We start from the raw sequence: 24,781 nt of genomic DNA, 5'->3' as shown, positions 1-24,781 counted from the left end.
TGCCGAGCCTGTCGAATGACGGCGCGACGTCGACGGACGCCCCAGAACTCGCGCGGCCCCGGTCCCGGTGCTACCGATCGGCCGTGCCCGTCGACGAGGCCACCCTCCCGCCCGAGGTCCAGCGCTTCGCGGTCTATCTCCGCACCGAGCGGCGCGCCTCCCCGCACACCGTCAAGGCCTACCTCACGGACCTCTCCCAGTACGCGGCGTACCTGGCCGGCGCGGGGCAGGGCGTCGTGCCGTCCTCCCCCGCCCTCGTGCGGGCCTTCCTCGCCCGGGCGGCGGGCGAGGCGGGGGCCACGAGCCTCGGGCGGAAGCTCTCGGCGATCCGGACGCTGTACCGGTTCCTCGTGCGGGAGGGGCTCGCGGCCGGGAACCCGGCGCGATCCGTCTCCGGCCCGAAGCGCCCGATGCGGCTGCCCCAGGTGCTCCCCGAGGAGGAGGTGGCGGCGCTGGTCGAGGCGCCGGAGCTGGCCGCGCCGCTCGAGCAGCGCGACCGGGCCTTCCTGGAGCTCCTCTACGCGAGCGGGCTCCGCGTCTCCGAGCTGACCGGCCTCGACCTCGCCTCGATCGATCTCTCCGGACGGCTCGTGCGCGTCCTCGGCAAGCGCAACAAGGAGCGGATCGTCCCGTTCGGCGCCAGCGCGGGCGAGGCGGTGCGGCGCTACCTCGACGAGGCGCGGCCGATCCTGGCCGCGGGCCGGGACCACGCCACCGCGGAGGAGGCGCTGTTCCTCAACTACCGCGGTGGGCGGCTCAGCCCCCGTTCGGTCGCTCGTCGCCTGGACCGCTGGGTGCTCGCGACCGGCCTGCCGCGTCACGTGCACCCGCACGTGCTGCGACACTGCTTCGCGACCCACCTCCTCGGAAACGGCGCCGATCTGCGCGGGATCCAGGAGCTGCTCGGCCACGCCTCGCTCTCCACCACCCAGCGGTACACGCACGTGGACTGGAAGCGGCTGGCGGCGGTCTACGACGCCGCCCATCCGCGCGCGAAGCGCGAACGCGAACGGGGCTGATCGCGCCGGCGCCTGCGCCGGGGGATCTCCGCCATTGCCCTGGGCCCGCTCCGGCGCTACCTACGGGCGATGCGCCCCTTCCACGGGACCACCGTCCTCTGCGTCCGCCGCGACGGCAAGGTCGTCATGGCCAGCGACGGCCAGGTCACCCTCGACAAGACCGTCATGAAGTCCACTGCGCGGAAGGTCCGCCGGCTCGCCGAGGGCGCGGTCCTCGCCGGGTTCGCCGGCGCGACCGCCGACGCCTTCCAGCTCTTCGAGCTGTTCGAGAAGAAGCTGAAGGAGCACGCGCGCTCGCTGCCGAGGGCGGCGGTGGAGCTCGCCAAGCAGTGGCGCACCGACCGCATGCTGCGGCGGCTCGAGGCGATGCTCGTCGTCGCCGACCGGGAGCACATCCTCGTCCTCTCCGGCGCGGGCGACGTCATCGAGCCCGACCCCGTGCCGGGCGGCGGGGTGGTCGCCATCGGCTCCGGCGCGCCCTACGCGGTCGCGGCGGCCCGGGCGCTGCTCGGCCATTCGGCGCTGCCCGCCCGGCAGGTCGCGGAGGAGGCCATGAAGCTGGCGGCGGAGATCTGCATCTACACGAACGCGAACCTCACCTTCGAGGAGCTCTAGCCGTGAAGCCCCAGGATCTGTCGCCGAAGGAGATCGTCGCCGAGCTGGACCGCCACGTGGTCGGCCAGGGGAAGGCGAAGCGCGCCGTCGCCATCGCGCTGCGCAACCGGTGGCGCCGCCAGAAGGTCGGCCCGGAGCTGAAGGACGAGATCCTCCCGAAGAACATCGTGATGATCGGGCCCACGGGGGTCGGCAAGACCGAGATCGCGCGGCGGCTCGCCCGCCTCGCGGGCGCGCCCTTCGTGAAGGTCGAGGCGTCCAAGTTCACCGAGGTGGGCTACGTCGGGCGCGACGTGGACGCGATGGTGCGCGACCTCGTCGAGGCGGCGGTGAAGCTGGTGAAGGAGGAGGAGGTCGAGAAGCTGCGCGAGCGCGCGCGCGAGGCGGCCGAGGAGAAGGTCCTCGACGCGCTGGGGTACGGCGGCGGGCTCGGGCTCGGCTTCCGCAGCGCGGTCTCGCGCGTGCGCGGGGAGAGCGAGGCGGAGCCGCCGAGCCAGGGCGGCGGCCGGGAGCGGGCCCGCGCCCAGCTGCGCGCCGGGACGCTCGACGACGACGCCGTCGAGGTCGAGCTGGTCGAGAAGCCGCCCCCGCTGCCGTTCATGGCGCCCGGCATGGAGGACATGGCGCAGGGCCTCCAGGACATGATGGGCCAGCTCGGGAACAACCCCATCGTCTCGATGCTCGGGGGCGGGCCGAAGAAGCGCAAGCGCAAGCTCAAGGTGAAGGAGGCGCTGGACCTGCTCACCCAGGAGGAGGCGGCCCGGCTCGTGGACATGGACCGCGTCGTCCGCGAGGCGCTCGATCGCGCGCAGAACGCCGGCATCATCTTCATCGACGAGATCGACAAGATCGCCGGCCGCGACGCCGGGCACGGCCCGGACGTGTCGCGCGGGGGCGTCCAGCGCGACCTCTTGCCCATCGTCGAGGGCTCGAACGTCAACACCAAGTACGGCATGGTGAAGACCGACCACATGCTCTTCATCGCCGCCGGCGCGTTCCACGTGTCGAAGGTGTCGGACCTCATCCCAGAGCTGCAGGGCCGCTTCCCCATCCGCGTGGAGCTCGAGCCGCTCGGGCGCGAGGACCTCGTGCGGATCCTGAGGGAGCCGCGCAGCTCCCTCGTCCGCCAGTACACCGCGCTCCTCGCCACCGAGGGCGTGGACGTCCAGTTCAGGGACGACGCGGTGGAGGAGATCGCCCGCATCGCGGCGGACGTGAACGAGCGGATGGAGAACATCGGCGCCCGCCGGCTGCACACCGTGATGGAGCGGCTCCTCGACGCCATCTCCTTCGACGCGCCGGACCTGCGCGGCCAGCGGATCGTCGTCGACGCCGCCTACGTCCGCGAGCGGCTCGCCGGCATCGCCGAGGACGAGGATCTCGCCCGCTACATCCTCTAGGCGCCGCGCCGGATGGGCGGCCGCGCGCGGTTCCCCGTGCTGGAAACCCCGGCCCCGGCGCTGCTATAAGCCCGGGATGACCGGCAACAACGAGTCCATCGCCCGGCGAGCGCAGCAGGTGCTCACCCCGAACTACCGGCAGCAGCCGGTGGCGCTCGTGCGGGGCGAGGGCGTCCGCGTGTGGGACGCCGACGGAAACGAGTACCTCGACTTCCTGGGCGGCGTGGCCGTGAACGTGCTGGGGCACTGCCACCCCGCGCTGGTGAAGGCGCTCGAGGAGCAAGCCCGCACGGTGTGGCACGTCTCGAACCACTACTTCATCCCGCGCCAGGTGGAGCTCGCCGAGGCGCTCCTCGCGGTGACGCCGTGGGCCGCCCGCGCCTTCTTCTGCAACAGCGGCGCCGAGGCGAACGAGGCGATGCTGAAGCTCGCGCGCAAGCACCACCACGACCTCGGTCACCCCGAGCGCAACGTCATCGTGGCGTGCGACGACTCCTTCCACGGCCGCTCGCTGTTCACCGTCACGGTGGGCGGTCAGCCGAAGTATCGGGAGGGGTTCGCGCCGCTCGTCCCCGGGGTACGGCACGTGCCGTACGGCGACCTCGCGGCGCTCGAGGCCGCGCTCGACGACACGGCGGCGGCCTTCATCGTGGAGCCGATCATGGGCGAATCGGGCGTGATCCCGGCGCCCGAGGGGTATCTGAAGTCGGCGCGCGAGCTCACGCGGAGGAAGGGCGCGCTGCTCTGCCTCGACGAGGTCCAGACCGGCGTGGGCCGGACCGGCAAGCTGTGGGCGCACGAGTGGGCCGGCGTCACCCCCGACCTCATGTCGAGCGCGAAGTCGCTCGGCGGCGGCTTCCCCATCGGCGCGCTCCTCGCCTCGGAGGAGGTCGGCCAGCACCTCTCCGCGGGGAGCCACGGCAGCACCTACGGCGGCAACCCGCTCGGCTGCGCGGTGGCGCTCGCGGTGCTGGCCGAGCTGAAGGGCGGCGTGCTCGAGCGCTCCCGCGAGGTGGGCGCCCGGCTGCGCGCGGGCCTCGAGCGGCTCGCCGCCGGTGGCCGGGTCGCCTCGGTGCGCGGCCGGGGCATGCTGCTCGCCGTGGTGGTGAAGGGCGTGTCGGCCGCCGAGGTGATGAAGGCCGCCCGCGCCCGCGGCCTGATCGTGAACGCCATCGGCGAGGACGTGCTCCGCCTCGCCCCCCCTCTCACCCTCACGGCGGCCGAGGCAGACCTCGCCGTCGAGCGGCTCGCCGCGGCGATCGCGGCGGCGCCCGCGAAGCCCTGAACCCTCCGGAGGCTCCCATGGCCCGCCCGACCGGCACGAAGCGCGACTTCCTCCGCCTCACCGATCTCGACAGGTCCGAGCTCCTCGAGCTCCTGGAGCGCGCCGCGGAGTGGAAGCTCCTCGGCAAGCGGGGCCCGCGACCGCTCGAGCACTCCACCATCGGTCTCGTGTTCGAGAAGGCCTCGACGCGCACGCGCGTCTCCTTCACGGTGGCCGCCCACCAGCTCGGCGCCGACACCCTCATGCTGTCGCCGCGCGACACTCAGCTCGGGCGCGGCGAGCCCATCCGCGACACCGCCCGGGTGCTGTCGCGCTACCTCGACTGCCTCGTCGTGCGCACGTTCGAGCACTCCAAGCTCGAGGAGATGGCGCGCTTCGCCTCGGTGCCGGTGGTGAACGCCCTCACCGACTCGTCGCATCCGTGCCAGCTCCTCGCCGACCTGCTCACGGTGACGGAGCGCTTCGGCGCCGACGTGCTCGCGAAGGGCGGCCTCTCGGTGGCCTGGATCGGCGACGGCAACAACATGGCGAACAGCTGGCTCGAGGCGTGCGTGCTGCTCGGCTTCGACCTGCGGCTCGCCTGCCCGGAGGGCTACGACCCCGACCCGCAGCTGCTGGCGCGCACCGGCGGCCGCGGCCGCGTGGTCCGCTCGCCCGCGGAGGCCGCGGCCGGCGCGCACGTGGTGAACACCGACGTGTGGGCGAGCATGGGGCAGGAGCAGGAGGCGGAGGAGCGCAAGCGCAAGTTCGCCGGGTACATCGTGGACGAGGCGCTGATGCGCGCCGCGAGGCCCGACGCGATCGTGCTGCACTGCCTGCCCGCCCACCGCGGCGAGGAGATCTCGGAGTCCGTGCTCGAGGGGCCGCAGTCGGCGGTGTTCGACGAGGCCGAGAACCGGCTTCACGCGCAGAAGGCCCTGCTCGAGCTGCTCCTCGCGCCCCGCTGAGGTCTCCCGGGAGCGGTGGGCGCCGTGAGACGCACACCGTCCGTGGTGCGCCGCGTTGACCCTCCCCCGATCAGGCCGTAATGTCGGCTGAGCCAGCGGGTGGCGGGGGTCATCTGGCTTGAGCAGCGAGGGGCACAGCACATCCAGGGCCGCTCCCAGCGGGCAGGGCGACGACGTCGATCTCGACGCCGCCCGGCGTGAGGAGATCCGCTCGGCCGCCGCGCGCGCCTCCACCTGGACCCACTGGGAGGCGCTCGGACTGACCTGGAATGCCACGGCAGACGCCGCCCGGACGGCTTACCTCGAGAAGGTGAGGCTGTTCCATCCCGATCGTTACGCGGGGCAGCGGCTCGGCAGCTACCGGGAGAAGCTCGAGCGCGTCTTTCGCCGGATCACCGAGGCGCGGGACGTGCTCGGGGACGAGGAGCGACGCGCCGCCTACGCGCGAGCGACGGCGCCGCCCGAGGCGCGCGCCCAGCTGGAGGCGCGCCGCCTCGAGGACGAGCGCCGCACCGGCGAGCGCCGGGCCCGGCTCGCGCGTCAGAACCCGATCCTGGGACGGGCCGCGCGGGTCGCGGAGCACGTCGAGCGCGCGCGGCAGGCGATGGCCGACGGGCGGTTCGGGCAGGCCTGGAACGAGCTGCAGCTCGCGCTCGGCGCGGACCCCCGCCACGCCGAGGCCCTGCGGCTCGCCCCGGAGGTGCGTCGCCGGGCCGGCGCGCAGCGGGCCGCGCGGCTCGTCGAGGAGGGCGCCGAGGCCGAGCGCTCCGGGCGCCCGGGCGCCGCCCTGGAGGCGTACCGCGAGGCGCTGGAGGCGGAGCCGGGCAACGTCCGCGCCGCCGTGGCCGGCTCGCGCGCCGCGCTCGCCGCGGGCGACGTCGCGGGGGCGCGGTCGCTCGCGGACGCGGCGGTGCGCGCCGGGCCGCGCGCCGGCGTCGCTCACGAGGCGCTCGCGCACGTCCTCGAGGCGCAGGGCGATCGGAAGGAGGCCCGCCGCGCGCTGGAGCGGGCGGTGGAGCTGGAACCCGGGCTCGCCTCCGCGAAGGAGCGGCTCAGGAAGCTGCGCTGGAGGTTCCTCGCATGAGCGACCACGGGCCCGTCGTCGGGATCGACCTCGGCACGACGAACTCCGTCGTGGCGACCGTCCAGGACGGCGTGCCGCGCGTCATCCCCGGCCGCACCGGCCAGCCGCTCACGCCCTCGGTGGTCGCCGTCGCCAAGAACGGCCGCCGGCTCGTGGGCGCGCTCGCGAAGCGGCAGGCGATCACGAACCCGGAGGGCACCGTCTTCGCCGCCAAGCGGCTCATCGGCCGGCGCTGGGGATCGAGCGAGGTCGAGGACGCCCGCAAGGCGCTGCCGTACGAGCTCGTGGCGGGCCCGGAGGGGAACGACGTCCGGGTTCAGCTGGGCGGGCGCGCCGTCTCCATGCCGGAGCTCTCCGCCCTCGTGCTCGCCGAGCTCAAGGCGGACGCCGAGGCGTTCCTGGGCAAGCCGGTGCGGCGCGCGGTCGTCACGGTCCCCGCCTACTTCAACGACGGGCAGCGGCAGGCGACGAAGGACGCCGGGCGGATCGCGGGGCTCGAGGTGCTGCGCATCGTGAACGAGCCGACGGCCGCGGCGCTCGCGTACGGGTTCGGGCGTCAGGTGCGGAGCAAGGTGGTCGTGTTCGACCTCGGCGGCGGCACCTTCGACGTGTCGGTGCTCGACGTCGGCCGGAGCGTCTACGACGTCGTCGCGGTGGGCGGCGACACCTACCTCGGCGGCGAGGACTTCGATCGCCGTGTCATGGACTGGCTCACGTTCGGCTTCGCGAAGGAGCACGGCGGGGTCGACCTCCGCCAGGACAAGATGGCGCTCCAGCGCGTGCGCGACGCGGCGGAGCGCGCCAAGTGCGAGCTGTCGTCCGCGACGAGCGCCCCCATCCACCTGCCGTTCCTGATCGGCGGAGGGGAGGGGAAGGGCGCCCTCCACCTCGATCGGCAGCTCTCGCGCGAGGGGCTCGAGGAGCTCACCAAGGATCTCGTGGATCGCTGCATCGCGGTGACGGAGCGGACGCTCAGGGACGCCGGGGTCCGGCCGGCGCAGGTGGGCGAGGTGATCCTCGTGGGCGGCATGACGCGCATGCCGCGCGTGCAGCGCGCCGTGCGGGAGTTCTTCGGCCGCGAGCCGTGCAAGGGCGTCCACCCGGACGAGGTGGTGGCGCTCGGCGCGGCCATCCAGGCGCAGGCGCTCACCGCGGCCGCGAAGGGCGACGAGGTCCTCCTCCTCGACGTCACGCCCCAGAACCTCGGGCTGCTGGTCGTGGGCGGCTACTTCCAGACCGTCATCCCCCGGAACACCACCGTCCCCACCTCGCAGACGCACCTCTTCACCACGGTGACGGACGATCAGACCTCGGTCCGCATCGCCGTGCTCCAGGGCGGCAGCGAGCGCGCCATCGACAACGAGCTGCTCGGCGAGTTCGTCCTCGACGGCATCCGGCCCGCGCGGCGGGGCGAGGTGTCGATCGAGGTGACCTTCGACATCAGCGCGGACGGGATCGTCGGCGTCTCGGCGAAGGACGTCGCGACGGGCCAGCGGCAGTCGATCACCGTGACCGCGACCTCGGGCCTCACGGAGGAGGAGCTGCGGCGGATCCTGGACGAGCAGCTCGACGAGCAGCTCCAGCGCAAGCACTCCACCCGCGAGATCGAGGAGCGGCGCCAGTGGGTCTCCCGGATGGTGCGGGAGATCGAGGCGCTCGGGCCCGCGGCGCGGGGCGCGCTCGAGCGGACCCGCTTCGGGGGCGACGCCCTGCGCAAGGCGGAGGCGGTCCTCGCCCGCGCCAGGGCGGCGATGGAAGGGCGGGACGGCGACGCGCTCGCCGCGGAGGTCGAGCCCCTCGAGCGCACCCTGGCGCTGTACCAGGGGCTCGCCACGGGCGGCGGGCCTGCGGGGGGCGCCGAGCGATGACGGTGGCGGAGCTCATCGATCGCGGCGTGAAGGCGTACCTCGCCGGGCGCGTGAAGGACGCGCTCGCGGCCTTCCAGGAGGTCCTCACCCTGGACCCCGGGAACGCCAAGGCGCGTGGCTACATCGTCCGGATCCACGCGGTCACTCCCTCCTCGACCCCGCTCCCGGGCACGCACCGCGCCGTGACGCCGCCCCCCGGCGGGCGCACGGTGACCCCGCGGCCCTTCCCGGCGCAGCTCCGGCCCGAGCCCGCGCACGAGTTCGCGCCCTCCCCGTGGGACGAAGGCCCGGCCGCGTCGGCGACCTACGTGGTGGAGGCGGGCGGCGGGCTCGACCTCGCCGCCGTCTCGGAGAAGTCCGGGTTGCAGTCGCTCGTCCCCGAGGGGATCCCCGCGGCCTCCGCGGCGGCCGGCGAGCGGGACGAGGTGGGCGCCTGGCTCGCCGCGGCCAAGGAGCTGCTGGCGCTCGGAGACTTCACCGGCTCGCTCGAGCTCATCGAGAAGGTCCTCCAGGTCGAGCCGGACCACCCCGAGGCGCGTGCGTACCTCGCGCAGAACGAGTCGACGCTCGTCGCCATGTACGAGTCGAAGCTCGGCGCGACGTCGGGCGTCCCGCGCCTCGCGGTCCGGCCCGAGGAGGTCCTCTGGCTGAACCTCGATCACCGCGCGGGGTTCCTGCTCGCCCAGATCGACGGGACCGTGGACTACGAGGCGCTCTTCGCGCTCTCCGGGCTGCCTCGGCTCGACACGGCGCGCATCCTCGCGCGCCTGCTCGCGGACGGGGTCATCGCGGTGTAGCGCCCGGGCGCGGCCGCTCGCGGAGGCGACTTCGCCGGAAGGTGAACCCGCTCGTCGCCACGGGTGATAAGCTCCGGCCATGAGAGCTTCCACCGTCCGGGCCCTGATCGCCGCGTCGATCGCGGTGGCGACCGCGTCGCGTGCCGCGGAGACCTCGCTGAGATGCGACGGCGGCATCGTCTCGCTCGGCGACTCGGAGCTCGACCTCCGCGGCAAGTGCGGTGAGCCCGCCCTGCGGCACAGCCGCACGGAGGAGCGCGCCACGGTCGCGCGCGAGGAGGATCGAGGCGGCTCGGGGGTGCGCGTCGCCGCCACGGTGCGCGCCTGGACGTACGACTTCGGGCCGCAGCGCTTCCTGTACGTCGTCACCCTGGAGGGCGGCAAGGTCGTCGGCATCGAGCGCGGCGGCTACGGCTACGCCCCCGGGCGCCTCGAGTCCGCCCGGGAGCGCGCGCCCGCCTCGTGCGACTCGTCGAGCTTCCGGGTGGGAGCCCTCGCGCTCGATCTGCTCGCGAGGTGTGGCGAGCCGGCCTCCAAGGACGTCCGTCAGGTGGAGCCGATCCACGCGGACGGCGAGACGATCACCGCCGGGCCGTCCGTCGAGGTCGAGGTCTGGACGTACGACCTCGGACCGCGCCGGTTCACCCAGATCGTCACGCTCGAGGGGGGAAAGGTCGTATCGGTCGAGCGCGGAGGATACGGGTACCAGCGCTAGCCGGCCGAGCGCCGGGCCGCGGCGGCCCTGCGGCGCTGGAACGGGACGAAGTTTTCTGCTACGTCGCTCGGACCATGAGCCGCATCTACAAGTCCCTCCCGCCCAAGGGCACCGCGCTCGGCATCGCCTTCAGCGGCGGCCTCGACACGCGCTGCGCCGTCGCCTGGCTCTCCGAGCAGGGCATGGCCGTCCACGCCTACACCGCCGACCTCGCCCAGCCGGACGAGGCCAACCCGGCCGACATCCCGCCCATCGCGCTGCAGCACGGCGCGGTGAAGGCGCGGCTCATCGACTGCCGCGACGCCATGGTCCGCGAGGGGATCGCCGCCATCCAGTGCGGCGCCTTCCACCTCTCCTCGGGCGGCAAGAAGTACTTCAACACCACGCCGCTCGGCCGGGCCGTCACCACGACGGCGATCGTGCGCGCCATGCGCGAGGACGGCGTCCACGTCTTCGGCGACGGCTCGACGCACAAGGGCAACGACATCCAGCGCTTCTACCGGTACGGCATCCTGGTCGACCCGGATCTGAAGATCTACAAGCCGTGGCTCGACCAGGCCTTCGTGACCGCGTTCGGCGGCCGCAAGGAGATGAGCGAGTACCTCGAGCGCCGGAACCTCCCCTACAAGATGGGGACGGAGAAGGCCTACTCGACCGACGCCAACGTGCTCGGCGCCACGCACGAGGCGAAGGATCTGGAGCGGCTCGACACCGGGATGCGGATCGTGAACCCGATCATGGGGGTCGCGCACTGGAAGCCCGAGGTCGCCGTGAAGGCGGAGGAGATCACGGTCGTCTACGAGCACGGCCTCCCGGTCGAGCTGAACGGCAAGCGGTACGAGTCGCAGTACGAGCTGTTCCTCGAGGCGAACCGCATCGGCGGGCGTCACGGCCTCGGGATGAGCGACCAGATCGAGAACCGCGTCATCGACGCCAAGAGCCGCGGCATCTACGAGGCGCCCGGGATGGCGCTGCTGCACCTCGTCTACGAGCGGCTCCTCTCCGCGATCCACAACGAGAACACCCTCGACCTCTACTTCTCGCTCGGCCGCCGCCTGGGCCGGCTCCTCTACGAGGGGAAGTGGTTCGACCCCGAGGCGATGATGCTCCGCGACGCCCTGTCGCGCTGGATCGCGCCGGCGGTCACCGGCTCGGTCACCCTCGAGCTGCGGCGCGGCGACGACTGGACCCTCCTCGCCACCAAGGCGCAGTACATGAGCTACGCGCCGGAGAAGCTCTCCATGGAGCGGGTCGAGGAGCCGGCGTTCACGCCGGAGGATCGGATCGGCGCGCTCGAGCTGCAGAACCTCAACGTCGGCGACAACCGCGCGCTGCTCCTGCACCACCTCGACGCGGTGCGGGCGCTGGGCGCCGCCAAGGGCGGGCCGAGCATCTCGGCGCTGCTCGGCGCCGGCGAAGACGAGGAGTGACGTCGCCGCCATCCTCCGCCCGGCGATGAGCTCCCGCACCACCGCCCGCTCGGCTCCCCGAGCGCGGCGGGCCGAACGCGGCCGCTGGGCGGGTTGCCTCTGCCGCGCCCGCGTCCAGGCGGGCCTCCGTCGCTTCGCGCGCGCGGCGCCTGCCGCGGCCACCGGCGACCTCCCCGGCGTGCGCCCGTGCGGCCGCGCGAGCACGACAGCGGGGGAACCCGTCGTGCGGTCGCCACCGCGGCGCGGCGCCGGTATGCGCCACCGACCACAGGAGGTGGCCCGTGAAGGACCTACACTGCCGAGACGTGGGGTTGAACTGCGACTTCGTGGCGCGGGGCGAGGACGAGAACGAGATCGTGAAGCAGGCGGGGCGCCACGCGCAGCAGGCGCACGGGATGACCGTCACCCAGGAGCTCACCGAGACGGTGAGGGGGCTCATCCACGACGAGTCGAGCGAGGCGCACCGCCAGTCGATGGCCCGGCGCTGATCCCCGGTCCGCGACCGGCCGTGGCCGCGCCTCCCGCCCGCGGCCACGCCGAGCCGGGCTCAGTTCCTGATGATGGCCGTCCAGACGCCCTTCACGACCAGGCGGCCGTGCTGGTTGCGCGTGGTGGTGGTCACCTCGACGAAGTCGAGGTTTCCACGCTCCTGCAGGCGGGTGATCTCGCCCTCGGTCTCGAGCACGTCGCCCGGACGGACCGGCTCGTGGAACTCGAACTCCTGTTCCCCGTGGACGAGCCGGAGCACGTTCACGGCGAGCTCCGGGTCCGAGCAGGCGCGCGCGAAGGGCTCGATGGCGAACGTGGTCGCGAACGCCGGGGGGGCGACGATGCCGCCGTGGGGCGACGCCTTCGCGGCCTCCTCGTCCCAGGTCCACGGGTGATGGTAGCGGTCGGGCGGGCTCGGGAACGCGTGGCCGGGGACGCCGCCGCCGGTGGCGGCGACGAAGTCCCGGATCTGCTCGACGCTCACCTGGAACCGGAACGGCCCGTAGCGGCGGCCGAGGTGCTTCCTGTCGACGGGCACGCTCACCTCTCCCCGACGCGGGCCTCGGCCACCGCGCCCTTCAGCACGTCCTCGCCGCGCTGGTTGCGCGCGGAGAGCTCCAGCTTCACCGCGGCGCCCTCCACGGCGACGCAGCGTCCCTCGATCCGGATGACGTCGCCCACCTGCACCGGCTTCGTGAAGCGCGCCCGCAGGCGCAGGAGCCGGGCGGGATCCCCCAGGTACCCGACGCACGTGTCGGACAGCCACGAGAAGGTGCACATCCCCTGGAGGATGACGCCCTGGTACCCGGCGGCGCGCCCCACCGCCGGGTCGATGTGGATCGGGTTGTAGTCCCCGGAGGCACCCGCGTAGTAGACCGGCCGGTACGGGTCGACCTCCCGGACGAGCTCGAAGGTATCGCCCACGGTGAAGTCCTGGAGGCGTTTCATTCCATCCCTGTAAGGGAGAGCGGCCGGCAGCACAAGTCTCGGGCCCCGCCCGCGTCCCTGACGCCGCGCGTCAGGGGCTGGGTGACTTGCGGACGCGCTTCGCGCGCGCCGCCCGGTCTCGGTCACTCGCGCGGGTCGAGCGGATCGTCCGCCTCCCGGCCGCCCGCGGCCTCCTCGCGCCGCCGCGCGAAGGTGTTCTGCACGAACTCGATGAGCCGCTCGAGATACCCCGTGATGGGCGGGCAGCGGATGCCGGTGCCGTCGAGCAGGTCGAGCTGGTTCCGGCAGTTGTAGATGGCGAGGTGACTCAGGTAGTCGATGGCGGGCCGCTGCGCCCGCGCGAGCCGCTCCAGGCCCGGGAGCTGGAGGAAGGCCTGGAACGCGCGGGAGGGGAGCGACAGGGACGCCAGCCGCTTCCCGGTGCGCGCGGCGATGAGCTCGTACACGCGGCGCGCGGAGAGCGGAGCGGGATCCACGAGGTGCACCGTCTTGCCGGCCGCCGCCGGGTTCCGCGCGAGGGACAGCGCCGCCTCGACGACGAAGTCGATGGGCACGACGTTCAGCGGCGCCGCGCCGCCGGCCGGGAGCGGCAGGGGGACGGCGAGGGGGGACGCGACCAGCAGGATCGCGAGCGCGTACGGCCCCTCGAAGCGGTCGATCTCTCCGGTGCGCGAGTCCCCCACCACGATGCTCGGCCGGTAGATGGTGGCGGGCAGCTCCGCCTGGGCGCGGCGCACGAGCAGCTCGGCCTGGTGCTTGCTCTCCTCGTAGGCGTTGTGGAAGCGCTGGCCCATGGCCAGCTCGTCCTCGAGGATGACGCCGCTCCGGTCGCCCGAGACGAGGGCGGTCGAGAAGTGGTTCAGGCGCCGGAGGCGCGGCGCGCGCTGGGCCAGCTCCAGGACGTTGCGCGTGCCCTCGACGTTCACGCGCTTCACGTAGCGCGGGTCGGCGCCGAGCCAGGAGATCGCGGCGAGGTGCCAGACCTCGGTCACGCCGGCGGCGAGCGCCTTGAACTCGGCGCCCGAGAGCCCGAGGTGCATGTGCTCGACGTCGCCCTCGACGACCTCGGCGCGGCGCGCCCCCAGCGACGCGAGCTCGGCGCGCGCCGCCGCGGCGTGCTTCGGCTGGACGAGCAGCACGAGCCGGGCGCCGTCGGCCTCGGCCTGCACGAGCCGGCGGACGAGCCGCTTGCCGATGAAGCCGGGGTAGCCGGTGACGAGCTGCACGCGCTCGGGCGAGGACATCGCGCGGTCAATAACGCACGGGCGCGGCGTTGGGAAGCCTCCGCCCGAGCCCCCGCCGGAGGTCGTCGAGGAGCCGCTCGGCCTTCGGACCGAGGTCCTCCTCGTCGGCGTTGTCCACCACGAGGTCGGCGCGCGCGGCCTTCTCGTCCACGGGGAGCTGCGCGGCGAGCCGGGCGTCCGCCTCGGCGGGGGAGATCCCGTCCCGCCGCACCACCCGCGCGCGCTGGACGTCCCGGGGGGCCCACACGACCACGACGCAGTCGAGGGCCGCGTCGAGGCCGACCTCGAACAGGAGCGGGGCGTCGTAGAAGACGAGGTCGTGCCCGAGGCGCGCGAGCCGCGCGGTCTCGTCCACCATGGCGGCCCGGATGGCGGGGTGGGTGATCGCCTCCAGCCTGCGGCGGGCGCCGGCATCGGCGAAGACGATGGCGCCGAGCTTGCGGCGATCGAGCGCACCCGCGGCGTCCAGGACGTCCGGCCCGAAGGCGCGCGCGATCTCGGCGAGCGCGGGGGTGCCGGGCGCGACCACCGCTCGCGCGAGCGCGTCCGCGTCGACCACCGGGACCCCCCGCGCGCGCAGCGCCGCGGCGAAGGTGCTCTTGCCGGTGGCGATCCCGCCGGTGAGCCCGACGACGCGCACGCTACGGCCGCGCCTGCGACGCGCCGCCCTCGGGGGCCGCGGCCGCGCCGGCAGCGGGTGACGCGCGGGCCGGCTTGCCCGCCGAATACGTGATCGCCTCGACGTTGCCGTCCTTGCCGAAGTACACGGCCACCCCGCTCGCCGGATAGAGCCAGACCTTCTGGAACGTGTCCTCGACGAACGTGCGCTGCGGGGGCTTCCCGTAGGTCCCCTCCACGGTCTCGGCGTCGAGCTGGGCGGTGAGGAAGACGGTGATCTCCTGGACGCGCTCGGAGCCGTCCACGTGGAACTGCGCCTGGCGCGTCCCCGCCGGCGCGCGCTCGCCGTGGTAGGCGAGGACGGTCCGGGCGCCGCGCTTGGCGCGCGTCGCGGGCTCGCCGAAGCGCTCCAGGACCTCGCGCTGGGTGCTCACGCCGGGCTGGATGCCTTGCCAGGGGCGCGCCTGCGCGATCGACGGCGCCAGGGCGGCGAGGACCAGGAGAGCAGGGTGGACGAGACGCATGAGGCATTATACTCCGTGGCCCGTGCCCGCCCCCGTCCGTCTCCTCCTCGTGTGCGCCCTCGCGCTGCCCGCCGTCGCCCTCGCGGGCGATCGCGTCGGCCCCGAGACATGCAAGGCCTGCCACCCCGCTGCCTACGCGCGCTGGAGCGCCGGGCCTCACGCACGCGCCCGCGAGAGCCTCCCGCTGGAGCGCCGCGAGGACCGGCGCTGCCTCGGCTGCCACGCGCCCGACGCCGCCGACGGCATCTCGGGCGTGAGCTGCGAGGCCTGCCACGGGCCGGGCGCGCTCTACGCGGCGAGCTACGTGATGCGCGACCCCGAGCTCTCGCGGGCGCTCGGCCTCGTCGAGCCGGGTGCGCGCTCGTGCGGCGCGTGTCACACGGAGTCCACGCCGAGCCTGGAGCGCTTCGACCCGAAGAAGAAGCTCCCGCTCATCGAGCACTGGGTCGAAGAACGGAAGGGGCGCTGACGTGCCGGTCCAGGTCGTCTCATCGGAGTTCGTGAAGACCGCGACGCGCCCTCCCGAGTGGCCGCGCGGGCAGACCCCGGAGCTCGCCTTCGTCGGGCGCTCGAACGTCGGGAAGAGCTCGATGCTGAACGCGCTCACCCGCAAGAAGGGGCTCGCGCGCGTCTCGGCGACCCCCGGTCGCACCCGCGCGCTCCAGTTCTTCGACGTCGCGTACCGTCCCACGCCGGCGGCGCGGCCGCGCCACGTGCGCTTCTGCGATCTGCCCGGCTACGGGTACGCCAAGGTCTCGCGCGAGGAGCGCGATCGCTGGGCGGCGATGATCGAGGACTACCTCCGCGACCGCGACGTGCTGCGGGCGGTGGTGCTCATCGTGGACGCCCGGCACGCCCCCTCGGACAGCGACGTGGACGCCGCGGCGTTCCTGCGCGCGACGGGGCGCCGCGTGCTCGTGGCGGCCACGAAGATGGACAAGCTCCCGAAGACGCGGCGTGGGGCCGCCCTCCGCGCGGTCGAGGGGGCGCTCGCGCTCGCCAAGGGCGAGGCGGTGCCCTTCTCTGCGGTCGAGGGGACCGGCACGGACGCCCTGTGGGCGCGCATCGCCTCCGCCGCCACCGACGAGGGGGCGCCCGCGCCGGCCGGGGCCGGCGCGTAGCGCGCCCGCCGGAGATCCGCCGCTCAGTGGCCCGCAGAGGTCGTCGGCGGCATCCCCGTGTCGACCCCCATCTCCCGCTGGAACTCCTGGCCGGTGCGGCCCCGGCTCTTCCACGCCTCGCCGACCATCTGCCGCATCTCGTCCCCGCGCTTGGGTGCGAACATGAGGCCCAGGCCGGCGCCCACGAGCACGCCCACCGCGAACAGTCCGAGCCCCGTGAAGACGTCGCTCGTCGGGGTCCGCTCCTCGAGCCCCATCCGCCGTAGGAGCGCGTCGCGCTCGAGGTACTTGCTCATCTGCTTCCAGTTCAGGTTCTGGTTCATCGAGTCCCTCCCGCCCGCCTCGGGCGACGCACTAAGGCTGCGCACGCGTCGCCGTCCCTCACATTCACCCCGCGGGGCGGACTTCCGCCGCTCCGGTGGGCCGTTCGCGAGGCGGAGCTCCCGGGAGGCGCGCTTCAGGGGGCGACGGTCGTCGTGACGCCCGCTACCTCGATCGCCCGGGGCGCGGGCGGGCGCCGCGCCGACTCCGCTGGCTCGAGATCGACCACGAGCGGCAGGTGATCGGAGGCGCGCCGGGCGAGCGGGGTGTGGACGACCTCGCACCCCACGACCCGGAAGGCCGAATCGACGAAGACGCGGTCGAGCCGGAGCAGGGGGAAGCGGGAGGGGAAGGTGGGGGCCTCGTTGCGAGCCGCGTGGGCGCAGTCGACGAGCTGCCGGCGGAGCCAGCGCGGCACGGCCGAGCGGTTCGAGAGCGAGTTGAAGTCGCCCACGAGGACGAGGGGGTGCGCGAGGGCCGTGTCGCGGAGGATGTCGGCCGAGAGGAGCTGCGCCGCCTGCTTGCGGCGCTCGCGCCAGTGGAGTCCCAGGTGCGCCGAGAAGAAGTGCACCCGGACGCCGCCCACCTCCACGTCCGCGCGCAGGCAGCCGCGGGGCTCGCGCCCGCGCACGGAGAGGTCGTACGTCCGCGTCGCTTCGATCGGGTGGCGCGTGAGGATCCCGTTCCCGTAGGGATGGCCGCGGAAGCTCATCGTCGGCCCGAAGGTGCTCCGCATCCCGGTGAGGCTCGCGAGCGCCTCCGCGACGTCCCGTGGCCCGTCGGCCGCGAGCTCCCCGCCCACCTCCTGCAGGCCGGCGATGTCCGGACGGAGGTCGGCGATCACGCGCGCGATGCGCTCGGGATCGCGCCGGCCGTCCGTCCCGCGCAGCGAGTGCACGTTCCAGCTCAGGATCCTCACGGGGCCGCCCCTCCCGGCGGGAGGCGGAGTGGTGCCTCGCGGCTCACCTCCACAAGGTAGGACGCGCGACGTCCTCGCCACCCATCAGCCGCGGCGGCGCGCCTCGAGCTCGCCGAGGATGCGCTCGAGCCGCCGCTCCTCCCGCGCGACGTCGAACCCGGCCGCGCGCGCCCCATCCACGACGGCGAGGCAGAACATGAACAGGTCGACGTGCGCGCGCTCGGGGCGCTCGCCCGGGTGATCGCGGAGGAAGTGCGTGAGCTGAGCCTCTGCGCCGGCGAGATCTCGCAGGCAGACGGCGGCCGGGAGGCCTGGCAGCGGCCCGGTCCCCGCGGTCATGGGCGGGAAGGCGATGCCGGCGTCGGTGAGCGCGACCTCCGCGCCGTCGTCTCGCAGCAGCGCGAGGTACGGGCGCCCGCTCTCGGCGTCCTTCCGCTCCTCGGCGGCGGCGAGGCGCGCGAGGTCGAGGGCGAGCGTCTTGCCGGAGGCCACGTCGAGCAGGGCGGGGGTCGAGGCGTCGAGGAGGAGCGCGCCCGGCCGCTCGTGGACGAAGCGCTCGATGAGCGCGCGCTGGGCCGCCCGGTCCTTCACGGCGGTCATGTCTCCTCCGGGGGTGACCAGCGGACGGCCATGATGGTCAGCTCCGCCTCGCCCGCGGGCCGGAGGAAGAGGACCGTATCGCCCTCTTGCTTCCCGAGGAGGGCCCGGCCGAGGGGCGCCTCCACGCTGATGAGGCCCGCCGCGACGTCGAACTCGTCGGGCCCGACGAGCCGGAACGTGCGCGCCTCGCCCTCGTCGTCCTCGATGGTCACCCACGCCCCGAAGAACGCGCGGCCGTGCGGGTGAGGCCGCGGGTCGACGACGGTGAGGGCGTCCATGCGCTCCGACAGGAAGCGGAGTCGCCGGTCGAGCTCGCGGAGCTTCTTCTTGCCGTAGACGTACTCGGCGTTCTCGCTGCGGTCGCCGAGCGCGGCCGCCGCCTCCACCTCGGCGACGATCTTCGGACGGTCCACGGACCAGATCCGCTCGTGCTCCGAGGCGAGCCGGCGGAAGCCTTCTGGGGTGATGTAGCGGGGCTTCGTCATGGCGGACGGGACGGCCTTCATTGTAACCTCCGTCGACCGTGCGCATCAGCGACCTCCTCCGCTTCGCCCGCGAGCGCGGCGAACCCGTCTTCTCCTTCGAGTTCTTTCCCCCGAAGACGGACGACGGGGTGCGCCAGCTCTTCGAGACCGTCGAGGCGCTCCGGCCGCTCGCGCCGGCGTACGTATCCGTCACCTACGGCGCGGGGGGCTCCACGCGGCAGCGGACCCTCGAGCTCGTCAAGCGCCTGAAGCGGGACACTGAGGTCGAGGCGATGGCGCACCTGACCTGCGTCGGCGCCTCGCGCGAGGAGCTGGCGGCGGTGCTCGACGAGCTCGCCGAGGCCGGGATCCAGAACGTGCTCGCGCTCCGGGGCGACCCGCCGCGCGGAGAGACCAGCTTCTCGCCGCACCCTGAGGGCTTCCGGTACGCGAGCGAGCTCGTGGCCTTCATCCGCTCGCGCCCGGAGCGCTGGCGGTTCTGCCTCGGCGCCGCCGCGTACCCGGAGGGCCACGTCGAGACGCGGGACCTCGCGGCCGACCTCGCGAACCTCAAGCTCAAGGTGGAGGCGGGCGCGGACTTCCTGGTCACGCAGCTCTTCTTCGACAACGCGCAGTACTTCCGCTTCGTCGAGCGGGCGCGGGCGGCCGGCATCGCCTTGCCGATCATCCCGGGCATCATGCCGTTCACGAACGTCGACCAGACGGAGCGCTTCACGGCCATGTGCGGCGCGGCGATCCCGCCGCGGCTGCGGGCCGCGATGGAGGTCCGCCGCGAGGATCCGGACTCCGCGCGCGACCTCGGCGTGGCGTACGCGACGCTGCAGTGCGCCGAGCTCCTGCGCGGCGGGGCGCCGGGGATCCACTTCTACACGCTGAACCGCTCGACCTCGACGCGCGCCATCGTCGCCGCGCTCCGGGCGAGCGAGCCGTGGAGGGGCTGAGCGTTCCCCCGGCCCCCGCCGCGGCTGCCCGCGGCCTTATCTTCAGAAGGTGAACGACCGCTTCGCCCGGTTCGCGCTCGCCATCTCGGAGGTCGTGGGGACGCCCCGCGCGTTCCTGCTCGCGCTCGCGCTCGTCGTGGTGTGGGGGCTGAGCGGCCCGGTCTTCCACTTCAGCGACAGCTGGCAGCTCGTCATCAACACCGGCACCACGGTCGTGACGTTCCTCATGGTGTTCCTGATCCAGGCGACCCAGAACCGCGAGACGCGCGCGCTGCACCTGAAGCTCGACGAGCTCATCCGCGCGCAGCGGCGGGCGAGGAACATCTTCGCCGACCTCGAGCACGCGACCGACGAGGAGCTCGCCCAGCTCGAGGCCGAGTTCCGCAGGGTCCACGCGCGCGCCGAGGCGCGCCGCCAGGCGAAGGAAGCGAGCCGCCCGCACTGACGCGTCGCGTGTGGGACGCCCGGGCTTGAGTGCACACCCGCCCGGAGGCGACCATCGCGGTCACTCGGAGTGATCGACCATGCGCCGCCTGCTCGCCACGCTCGCCGTCCTCTCGCTCGCCGCCTGCGCGCAGAACACGACCCCCATCGAGGAGAAGGGCTACACGGGGAAGCCCCCGCTCGGCGTCGCCATCTCGGAGGCGGAGCTGCCGCTCGAGAGCTGGGCGTGGATCCCGTTCGACGACGCGACGTGCGCCGACGGCTCGACCACGGGCCTCGCCGTGAACCGCGGCAGCGGACCCGACCTGCTCGTCTTCTTCGACGGGGGCGGCGCCTGCTGGGACTACCTCACCTGCGTGGCCGGCACGGCGGTGGACGATCGCTACGGCCCGGCGGAGTGGGAGGTCGAGCTGCGGGACTACGTCCCGAGCTCCCTCACCGAGCGGGCGCACCTGCCGCCCACGCTGGCAGGCGCCACGATCGTGTTCGTCCCGTACTGCACGGGCGACGTGCACGGCGGCAGCAACGTGAAGAGGTACGGGAACGACTTCGTGTCCGAGACCTGGAACCACGTCGGGCACGCGAACGTGCTCGCCTTCCTCGCGCGGCTCGCCCCGACGTTCCCGTCGCCGCGCAAGCTCGTGGTGGCCGGATCGTCCGCGGGCGGGTTCGGCGCGCTCGTGAGCTACGAGGCGTTCCGCTGGTACTGGCCGGAGGCGCAGGGCTACCTCGTGGACGACTCCGGCCCGGCGCTCGTGAGGAACGACGTCCCCGCCGACCTGCGCGACGCATTCTACCGCTCGTGGGGGCTCAATCAGGCGCTCGACCCCGTCTGCCTCGACTGCCGCACCGACCTGTCGGCCGCGTACCGGGAGCTGGCCGAGCTGCACCCCCAGGACCGGATCGCCTTCCTCTCGCACGCGCAGGATCCGGTGATGTCGGCGTTCCTGCTCTCGACGCCGGGCGGGTTCGCGGACGACCTGCGCCAGCTCGAGGCGGCGGTCTTCGCGCCGACCTCCAACGCGCGGGTGTTCTACGACGCCGACGGCGGCCAGCTCGACGCGCACATGCTGCTCACGCCGGCGACGCCGTCAGGCTCGGCGTCCTACGTGGCCTCGCACGAGGAGGGTGGCCGGACGCTCGCCGACTGGCTCGAGCTGATGGTCGCGGACGATCCCGGCTGGACGACGGTGATGGCCCCCTGATCGTGGCCGGACCAGGGGAGGCCGTCCGCTCAAGCCGGGACCGCCCGCTGCGCGGGCATCGCCCCGGTCTCCCTCCGGAGCGACCGCAGGAGCCCGACGCCGGCGGTGAGCGTCGCGTAGGCGATGAGCGCAGCGCCGGCGTAGAGCAGCACCCGGAGCGGCGGGGCGTGGGCGAGCCCGAAGAAGCCCCCCGGCACCAGGATCGCCGCGAGCGGCGCCGCCACCCGCGCGCTCCAGGCCGTCCCCTGGCCGAGCCTGGCGTGGTCCAGCAGGAGCTGGAGCACGAGCGACAGGATCACGAGGACGCCCGCGTGCGCGTGGCCGGCGCGGTACAGCGTCGCCTGCAGCGGCGTCAGCGCGGGGCCCGGGAGGCCGGCCTCGCCGGCGGTGACGACGCCGAGCACCGTGAGCCCTCCGAACACGATGGTCGGCACGGTCAGGAGCGTGATGCCGATCATCAGGCGGCTCGCGACGGACATACGGGATCTCCGGGCTCGGGCATGGAGGTACGAGCCAGAGCTAACGCTCCCTGCTCGCGCGCGCCAAGGCCCTCGCGATGGCCGCCGCGCCAGACGCCCTGGGGACGGGCGTGCCGCTGCAGGGCGCGCGTCGTCGTCGTCGCCCGCTTACGCCCCCGAGAGGTGATGGCATCGCCCGTGGCGAGCCGGCAGCACTTCGGGCGAGGTCTATGCGGAGATGGCCGACTGGAGCCCCAGCGTGGCGCTGCAGTTCAAGCCGGTGCTGGACGCGGCGCCGGACGCGATGGTGATCACGGATCGCGTCGGCCGGATGGTCGTCGTCAACTCCGAGGCGGAGCGGCTCTTCGGCTACGGCAGCGGCGAGCTGCTGGGCTCTCCGGTGGAGACGCTCATCCCCGAGCGCTTCCGGACGGCGCACCCCCACCATCGCAACCGGTACTTCCTCGACCCGCGGACGCGCCCGATGGGCGGCGCGGGCGGCGTGGAGCTGTTCGGCCTGCGCAAGGACGGGACCGAGTTCCCCGCCGAGATCAGCCTCTCGCCCCTCGAGACCGAGGATGGGATGTTCGCCATCACCGCCATCCGCGACGTGACGGTGCGCAGGAAGCTCGAGTCGCACACCAAGGCGCTCCTCGAGGCGGCGCCGGACGCGATGGTGATCGCGGATCGGCGCGGCAAGGTGCTCCTCGTGAACGCCCAGGCCGAGAGGCTCTTCGGCTACACCAGGGAGGAGCTGCTCGGGCAGCGCGTCGAGGCGCTCATCCCGCCGCGGTTCCGCGCCGCGCACCCCGCCCACCGCACCCGCTACTTCGACGAGCCGCGGCCGCGTCCGATGGGGGCGGGCGGACTGGAGCTGTACGGCCTGCGGAAGGACGGCACCGAGTTCCCCGCGGAGATCAGCCTCTCGCCCCTCGAGACGGCGGACGGCCTGCTCGCCATCACGGCGATCCGGGACGTCGCCGAGCGCAAGCGCGCCGAGGAGGACCGGGCGCGGCTGCACGCGCAGCTCCAGGCGACGCTCGAGGAGCTGGGCGCGGCGTACGACAAGTCGCAGCAGCTCGAGCGGCTCAAGACCCAGTTCTTCGCGAACGTCAGCCACGAGCTGCGCACGCCGCTCGCGCTCATCCTCGGTCCCGCCGACGAGCTCCTCGCCTCGGACCTGCCGCCAGGGCCGCGCCGCGACGTCGAGGTGATCGCGCGGAACGCGCGGACGCTCGCGAAGCACGTGAACGACCTGCTCGACGTCGCGAAGCTCGAGGCCGGGAAGATGGCGCTCGAGCTCTCGGACGTGGACGTCGCGCAGCTGGTCCGGCTGGTGGCGGCCCACTTCGACGCCCTCGCGGCGAGCCGGGAGATGGCCTACTCCGTGGAGGCGCCCGCGACGCTCGCCGCGCGCGTGGATCCGGACAAGCTCCAGCGCGTGGTGTTCAACCTCCTCTCGAACGCGTTCAAGTTCACGCCCGAGGCGGGGAAGGTCCGCTGCACGCTGCGCGTCGAGCCCGAGGGGGCGGGCTCGGCCCCCGACCTCGCGATCGAGGTCGCGGACAGCGGGCCGGGCGTCCCGCCGGCGGAGCGGGAGACGGTGTTCGCGCGCTTCACGCGCGGCGACGACGACACGGCCCGCCGGGTGGGCGGGACCGGCCTGGGCCTCGCGATCACGAGGGACTTCGTGGAGCTCCACGGGGGCCGGATCGCGCTCGGCGAGGCGCCCGAGGGTGGAGCGATCTTCAGCGTTCACCTCCCGCTGCGGGCGGCCGCCGGCGCGCCGGCAGGGCAGGGCACGGGCGAGGGCGCCTCCGAGTACGGGGCCGGCGTGGTCGAGGAGCTCCGCTCGCGCGCGACGAAGCCCGCCGCGACGGGGGAGCGCGGAAGACCGCTCGTCCTCGTGGTCGAGGACAACCCCGACATGCGCCGCTTCGTCGGCGACGCGCTCTCCGGGGAGTTCGAGGTCGCCACCGCGCCGGACGGCGAGGCCGGGCTCGCCGCGGCGCTGGCGCGGCCCCCCGACGCGGTCGTCACGGACATGATGATGCCGCGCATGTCCGGCGAGGAGCTCGTCCGCGCCGCGCGCCGCCACGACGCCCTCGCCGGCGTGCCGGTCCTGGTGCTCACCGCGCGGGCCGACGACGCCCTGCGCGCGCAGCTCCTGCGCGACGGGGCGCAGGACTACCTCATGAAGCCGTTCTCGCCGGAGGAGCTGCGCGCGCGCACGGCGAACCTCGTCTCGGTGAAGCTCGCGCGCGAGGTGCTGCAGCGCGAGCTGAGGACGCAGACGAGCGACGTGGTCGCGCTGGCCGGCGAGGTCGCCGCGCGCAAGCGTGAGCTCGAGGCGGCGCTGGAGGTGACGCGGCTCGCCAAGGAGGAGGCGGAGCGGGCCAGCGCGGTCAAGACGAACTTCCTCCGGCTGGTGTCGCACGAGCTGCGGACGCCGCTCACCACCCTGCACCTGCAGCTGCAGCGGCTCACCCGCGACACCGAGCACCCGCTCGAACCGCACCAGCGCGAGATCGTGCGGCGAGGGAGCTTCGCGGCCACGCGGCTCACCGGGCTCGTCGAGGCGCTGCTGCACGAGGCGCAGCTCGCGAGCGGCCGCCTCTCGGTGGCGGTCGAGGACGTCGATCTCGGCGCGCTCGTCGCGAAGGTGGTGGAGGAGCACCGCCCGCTGGCCGACGACAAGGGGCTCGCGCTGCGGCTCCGCGCGCGCGACCACGTGCCGTGGGTGGAGACCGAGCCGCGCTTCCTCAAGCTCATCCTCTCGAACCTCGTCGGGAACGCGGTGAAGTTCACCGCCGCGGGCGTGGTGGAGGTCGGGGTCGAGGGGCGCGGCGACGAGCTGCGCGTCGAGGTCAGGGACTCCGGACCGGGCATCGCCGCGGAGGATCGCGCGCGCGTCTTCGAGCCGTTCGAGCGCGGGGTGCGCGTGGCCGAGCAGTTCGTCCCGGGCCTCGGCCTCGGGCTGGCGGTGGTGCGGGACCTCGCCGCCGCGATCGGCGCGACGGTGGAGCTGTCGTCGTCTTCCTCCGCGGGGAGCACGTTCACGGTGACCCTGCCGCGCCGACAGCCCTCGGCCGCGCGCGGCGTGTCCTCGCGCCGCGGCGGCCGCCGCGAGGGCGAGAAGGGCGGGACGTCCTCCGCGACGGAGGAGAAGTCGAGCTAGGGCCGCGTGAAGGGAATCGCGGCGAGCGGGCGGCGACAGCCCGTCGGGGGCGCCCTTCGGTCGGAACCCACCAGGCCTCCTCGTCGTCCTGCCGCGCCGTCTAGAGTCGACGCAGCGCGGTAGCCG

The 24,781-nt window shown here is 73.8% G+C and carries 27 protein-coding genes; 17 read left to right on the top strand and 10 right to left on the bottom strand.

Features of this window, described 5'->3' with window-relative positions:
• The first annotated feature begins 83 nt into the window (after positions 1–83).
• The 11 genes from xerC (at position 84) to ANAE109_RS13740 (ending at position 11,648) form a co-directional block, all read left to right on the top strand.
• Positions 84–1,019: a tyrosine recombinase XerC gene (gene xerC / locus ANAE109_RS13790; RefSeq protein WP_012097491.1), complete on the top strand. Its 936-nt coding sequence runs from the start codon at positions 84–86 to the stop codon at positions 1,017–1,019.
• 69 nt (positions 1,020–1,088) lie between these two features.
• Complete coding sequence (gene hslV, locus ANAE109_RS13785) at positions 1,089–1,634, top strand: ATP-dependent protease subunit HslV (protein WP_012097490.1); 546 nt, start codon at positions 1,089–1,091, stop codon at positions 1,632–1,634.
• A 2-nt stretch (positions 1,635–1,636) separates the two neighbouring features.
• Entirely contained in the window at positions 1,637–3,034 is a 1,398-nt protein-coding gene (hslU, locus tag ANAE109_RS13780; protein ID WP_012097489.1) for an ATP-dependent protease ATPase subunit HslU, read from the top strand.
• A 76-nt stretch (positions 3,035–3,110) separates the two neighbouring features.
• Complete coding sequence (locus ANAE109_RS13775; RefSeq protein WP_012097488.1) at positions 3,111–4,319, top strand: acetylornithine transaminase; 1,209 nt, start codon at positions 3,111–3,113, stop codon at positions 4,317–4,319.
• 17 nt (positions 4,320–4,336) lie between these two features.
• On the top strand, positions 4,337–5,266 hold the full coding sequence (gene argF / locus ANAE109_RS13770; protein ID WP_012097487.1) for an ornithine carbamoyltransferase: 930 nt from the start codon (positions 4,337–4,339) through the stop codon (positions 5,264–5,266).
• Positions 5,267–5,384: 118 nt separating this feature from the next.
• Positions 5,385–6,350: a J domain-containing protein gene (locus ANAE109_RS13765; protein ID WP_012097486.1), complete on the top strand. Its 966-nt coding sequence runs from the start codon at positions 5,385–5,387 to the stop codon at positions 6,348–6,350.
• Entirely contained in the window at positions 6,347–8,218 is a 1,872-nt protein-coding gene (dnaK, locus tag ANAE109_RS13760; RefSeq protein ID WP_012097484.1) for a molecular chaperone DnaK, read from the top strand. Before ANAE109_RS13765 ends, dnaK begins: the two co-directional genes overlap by 4 nt.
• Entirely contained in the window at positions 8,215–9,015 is an 801-nt protein-coding gene (locus ANAE109_RS13755; RefSeq protein WP_012097483.1) for a tetratricopeptide repeat protein, read from the top strand. The genes dnaK and ANAE109_RS13755 overlap by 4 nt, the downstream gene beginning before the upstream one ends.
• Positions 9,016–9,094: 79 nt before the next feature.
• Entirely contained in the window at positions 9,095–9,730 is a 636-nt protein-coding gene (locus tag ANAE109_RS13750; RefSeq protein WP_012097481.1) for a DUF2845 domain-containing protein, read from the top strand.
• A gap of 74 nt (positions 9,731–9,804) precedes the next feature.
• On the top strand, positions 9,805–11,160 hold the full coding sequence (argG, locus tag ANAE109_RS13745) for an argininosuccinate synthase (RefSeq protein ID WP_012097479.1): 1,356 nt from the start codon (positions 9,805–9,807) through the stop codon (positions 11,158–11,160).
• Positions 11,161–11,441: 281 nt separating this feature from the next.
• The gene (locus ANAE109_RS13740; RefSeq protein ID WP_012097478.1) at positions 11,442–11,648 is read left to right on the top strand and encodes a DUF1059 domain-containing protein; all 207 of its coding nucleotides are present in this window, start codon (positions 11,442–11,444) and stop codon (positions 11,646–11,648) included.
• A gap of 59 nt (positions 11,649–11,707) precedes the next feature.
• Here ANAE109_RS13740 and ANAE109_RS13735 read toward each other — a convergent pair whose 3' ends face one another.
• The 5 genes from ANAE109_RS13735 to ANAE109_RS13715 all read right to left on the bottom strand — a co-directional run bounded on the left by ANAE109_RS13735 (position 11,708) and on the right by ANAE109_RS13715 (position 14,983).
• Complete coding sequence (locus ANAE109_RS13735; protein WP_012097477.1) at positions 11,708–12,187, bottom strand: MaoC family dehydratase N-terminal domain-containing protein; 480 nt, start codon at positions 12,185–12,187, stop codon at positions 11,708–11,710.
• A 2-nt stretch (positions 12,188–12,189) separates the two neighbouring features.
• Complete coding sequence (locus ANAE109_RS13730; RefSeq protein ID WP_012097476.1) at positions 12,190–12,597, bottom strand: MaoC family dehydratase; 408 nt, start codon at positions 12,595–12,597, stop codon at positions 12,190–12,192.
• Positions 12,598–12,719: 122 nt separating this feature from the next.
• Positions 12,720–13,841, bottom strand: a complete 1,122-nt coding sequence (locus tag ANAE109_RS13725) for an SDR family oxidoreductase (RefSeq protein ID WP_012097475.1) — start codon at positions 13,839–13,841, stop codon at positions 12,720–12,722.
• A 7-nt stretch (positions 13,842–13,848) separates the two neighbouring features.
• Positions 13,849–14,481 carry a dephospho-CoA kinase gene (gene coaE / locus ANAE109_RS13720; RefSeq protein WP_012097474.1) on the bottom strand — a complete coding sequence of 211 codons (633 nt, stop codon included), beginning with the start codon at positions 14,479–14,481 and terminating at the stop codon, positions 13,849–13,851.
• A gap of 1 nt (position 14,482) precedes the next feature.
• Complete coding sequence (locus ANAE109_RS13715; RefSeq protein ID WP_041448348.1) at positions 14,483–14,983, bottom strand: hypothetical protein; 501 nt, start codon at positions 14,981–14,983, stop codon at positions 14,483–14,485.
• Between the two features lie 22 nt (positions 14,984–15,005).
• Between ANAE109_RS13715 and ANAE109_RS13710 the strand changes: the two genes are divergently transcribed.
• Complete coding sequence (locus ANAE109_RS13710; protein WP_234945146.1) at positions 15,006–15,452, top strand: cytochrome c family protein; 447 nt, start codon at positions 15,006–15,008, stop codon at positions 15,450–15,452.
• 1 nt (position 15,453) lies between these two features.
• A complete protein-coding gene (gene yihA / locus ANAE109_RS13705; RefSeq protein WP_012097471.1) occupies positions 15,454–16,104 on the top strand; it encodes a ribosome biogenesis GTP-binding protein YihA/YsxC in 651 nt (216 codons plus the stop codon).
• A 23-nt stretch (positions 16,105–16,127) separates the two neighbouring features.
• Here the strand turns inward: yihA and ANAE109_RS13700 are convergent, their stop codons facing one another.
• The 4 genes from ANAE109_RS13700 to greB all read right to left on the bottom strand — a co-directional run bounded on the left by ANAE109_RS13700 (position 16,128) and on the right by greB (position 18,450).
• Positions 16,128–16,427: a YtxH domain-containing protein gene (locus ANAE109_RS13700; protein WP_041448347.1), complete on the bottom strand. Its 300-nt coding sequence runs from the start codon at positions 16,425–16,427 to the stop codon at positions 16,128–16,130.
• 134 nt (positions 16,428–16,561) lie between these two features.
• Complete coding sequence (locus ANAE109_RS13695) at positions 16,562–17,344, bottom strand: endonuclease/exonuclease/phosphatase family protein (RefSeq protein ID WP_012097469.1); 783 nt, start codon at positions 17,342–17,344, stop codon at positions 16,562–16,564.
• 84 nt (positions 17,345–17,428) lie between these two features.
• Entirely contained in the window at positions 17,429–17,944 is a 516-nt protein-coding gene (locus tag ANAE109_RS13690; RefSeq protein ID WP_012097468.1) for a hypothetical protein, read from the bottom strand.
• Positions 17,941–18,450 carry a transcription elongation factor GreB gene (greB, locus tag ANAE109_RS13685; protein WP_012097467.1) on the bottom strand — a complete coding sequence of 170 codons (510 nt, stop codon included), beginning with the start codon at positions 18,448–18,450 and terminating at the stop codon, positions 17,941–17,943. Before greB ends, ANAE109_RS13690 begins: the two co-directional genes overlap by 4 nt.
• A gap of 17 nt (positions 18,451–18,467) precedes the next feature.
• On the opposite strand from greB, the gene metF reads away from it, so the two are divergent.
• The 3 genes from metF (at position 18,468) to ANAE109_RS13670 (ending at position 21,019) form a co-directional block, all read left to right on the top strand.
• On the top strand, positions 18,468–19,370 hold the full coding sequence (gene metF, locus ANAE109_RS13680) for a methylenetetrahydrofolate reductase [NAD(P)H] (protein WP_012097466.1): 903 nt from the start codon (positions 18,468–18,470) through the stop codon (positions 19,368–19,370).
• A gap of 49 nt (positions 19,371–19,419) precedes the next feature.
• Positions 19,420–19,815 (top strand): low affinity iron permease family protein, encoded by a 396-nt coding sequence (locus tag ANAE109_RS13675; RefSeq protein ID WP_012097465.1) that lies wholly within the window; start codon positions 19,420–19,422, stop codon positions 19,813–19,815.
• Positions 19,816–19,894: 79 nt separating this feature from the next.
• Positions 19,895–21,019, top strand: coding sequence for a pectin acetylesterase-family hydrolase (locus ANAE109_RS13670; protein ID WP_012097464.1), 1,125 nt, complete (start codon positions 19,895–19,897; stop codon positions 21,017–21,019).
• Between the two features lie 29 nt (positions 21,020–21,048).
• Here the strand turns inward: ANAE109_RS13670 and ANAE109_RS13665 are convergent, their stop codons facing one another.
• Entirely contained in the window at positions 21,049–21,498 is a 450-nt protein-coding gene (locus ANAE109_RS13665) for a hypothetical protein (protein WP_012097463.1), read from the bottom strand.
• A gap of 217 nt (positions 21,499–21,715) precedes the next feature.
• Here ANAE109_RS13665 and ANAE109_RS23495 point away from each other — a divergent pair, with 217 nt between their 5' ends.
• Positions 21,716–24,655: an ATP-binding protein gene (locus ANAE109_RS23495; protein WP_012097462.1), complete on the top strand. Its 2,940-nt coding sequence runs from the start codon at positions 21,716–21,718 to the stop codon at positions 24,653–24,655.
• The last annotated feature ends 126 nt before the right edge of the window (positions 24,656–24,781 follow it).

The sequence above is a fragment of the Anaeromyxobacter sp. Fw109-5 genome, from assembly GCF_000017505.1.
Taxonomy (GTDB): Bacteria; Myxococcota; Myxococcia; order Myxococcales; family Anaeromyxobacteraceae; genus Anaeromyxobacter.
The sequence above is the reverse complement of the archived record's forward strand: the minus strand, read 5'-3'. Positions and strand labels throughout refer to the sequence as shown.

Coding starts and splice junctions, on each gene's coding strand:
- ANAE109_RS13730 (WP_012097476.1), bottom strand. CDS start 12,597: ATGAAACGCCTCCAGGACTTCACCGTGGGCGATACCTTCGAGCTCGTC.
- argG (WP_012097479.1), top strand. CDS start 9,805: ATGAGCCGCATCTACAAGTCCCTCCCGCCCAAGGGCACCGCGCTCGGC.
- ANAE109_RS13775 (WP_012097488.1), top strand. CDS start 3,111: ATGACCGGCAACAACGAGTCCATCGCCCGGCGAGCGCAGCAGGTGCTC.
- ANAE109_RS13670 (WP_012097464.1), top strand. CDS start 19,895: ATGCGCCGCCTGCTCGCCACGCTCGCCGTCCTCTCGCTCGCCGCCTGC.
- argF (WP_012097487.1), top strand. CDS start 4,337: ATGGCCCGCCCGACCGGCACGAAGCGCGACTTCCTCCGCCTCACCGAT.
- ANAE109_RS23495 (WP_012097462.1), top strand. CDS start 21,716: ATGGCCGACTGGAGCCCCAGCGTGGCGCTGCAGTTCAAGCCGGTGCTG.
- ANAE109_RS13725 (WP_012097475.1), bottom strand. CDS start 13,841: ATGTCCTCGCCCGAGCGCGTGCAGCTCGTCACCGGCTACCCCGGCTTC.
- ANAE109_RS13700 (WP_041448347.1), bottom strand. CDS start 16,427: ATGAACCAGAACCTGAACTGGAAGCAGATGAGCAAGTACCTCGAGCGC.
- hslV (WP_012097490.1), top strand. CDS start 1,089: ATGCGCCCCTTCCACGGGACCACCGTCCTCTGCGTCCGCCGCGACGGC.
- greB (WP_012097467.1), bottom strand. CDS start 18,450: ATGAAGGCCGTCCCGTCCGCCATGACGAAGCCCCGCTACATCACCCCA.
- ANAE109_RS13690 (WP_012097468.1), bottom strand. CDS start 17,944: ATGACCGCCGTGAAGGACCGGGCGGCCCAGCGCGCGCTCATCGAGCGC.
- ANAE109_RS13750 (WP_012097481.1), top strand. CDS start 9,095: ATGAGAGCTTCCACCGTCCGGGCCCTGATCGCCGCGTCGATCGCGGTG.
- dnaK (WP_012097484.1), top strand. CDS start 6,347: ATGAGCGACCACGGGCCCGTCGTCGGGATCGACCTCGGCACGACGAAC.
- ANAE109_RS13715 (WP_041448348.1), bottom strand. CDS start 14,983: ATGCGTCTCGTCCACCCTGCTCTCCTGGTCCTCGCCGCCCTGGCGCCG.
- ANAE109_RS13755 (WP_012097483.1), top strand. CDS start 8,215: ATGACGGTGGCGGAGCTCATCGATCGCGGCGTGAAGGCGTACCTCGCC.
- ANAE109_RS13665 (WP_012097463.1), bottom strand. CDS start 21,498: ATGTCCGTCGCGAGCCGCCTGATGATCGGCATCACGCTCCTGACCGTG.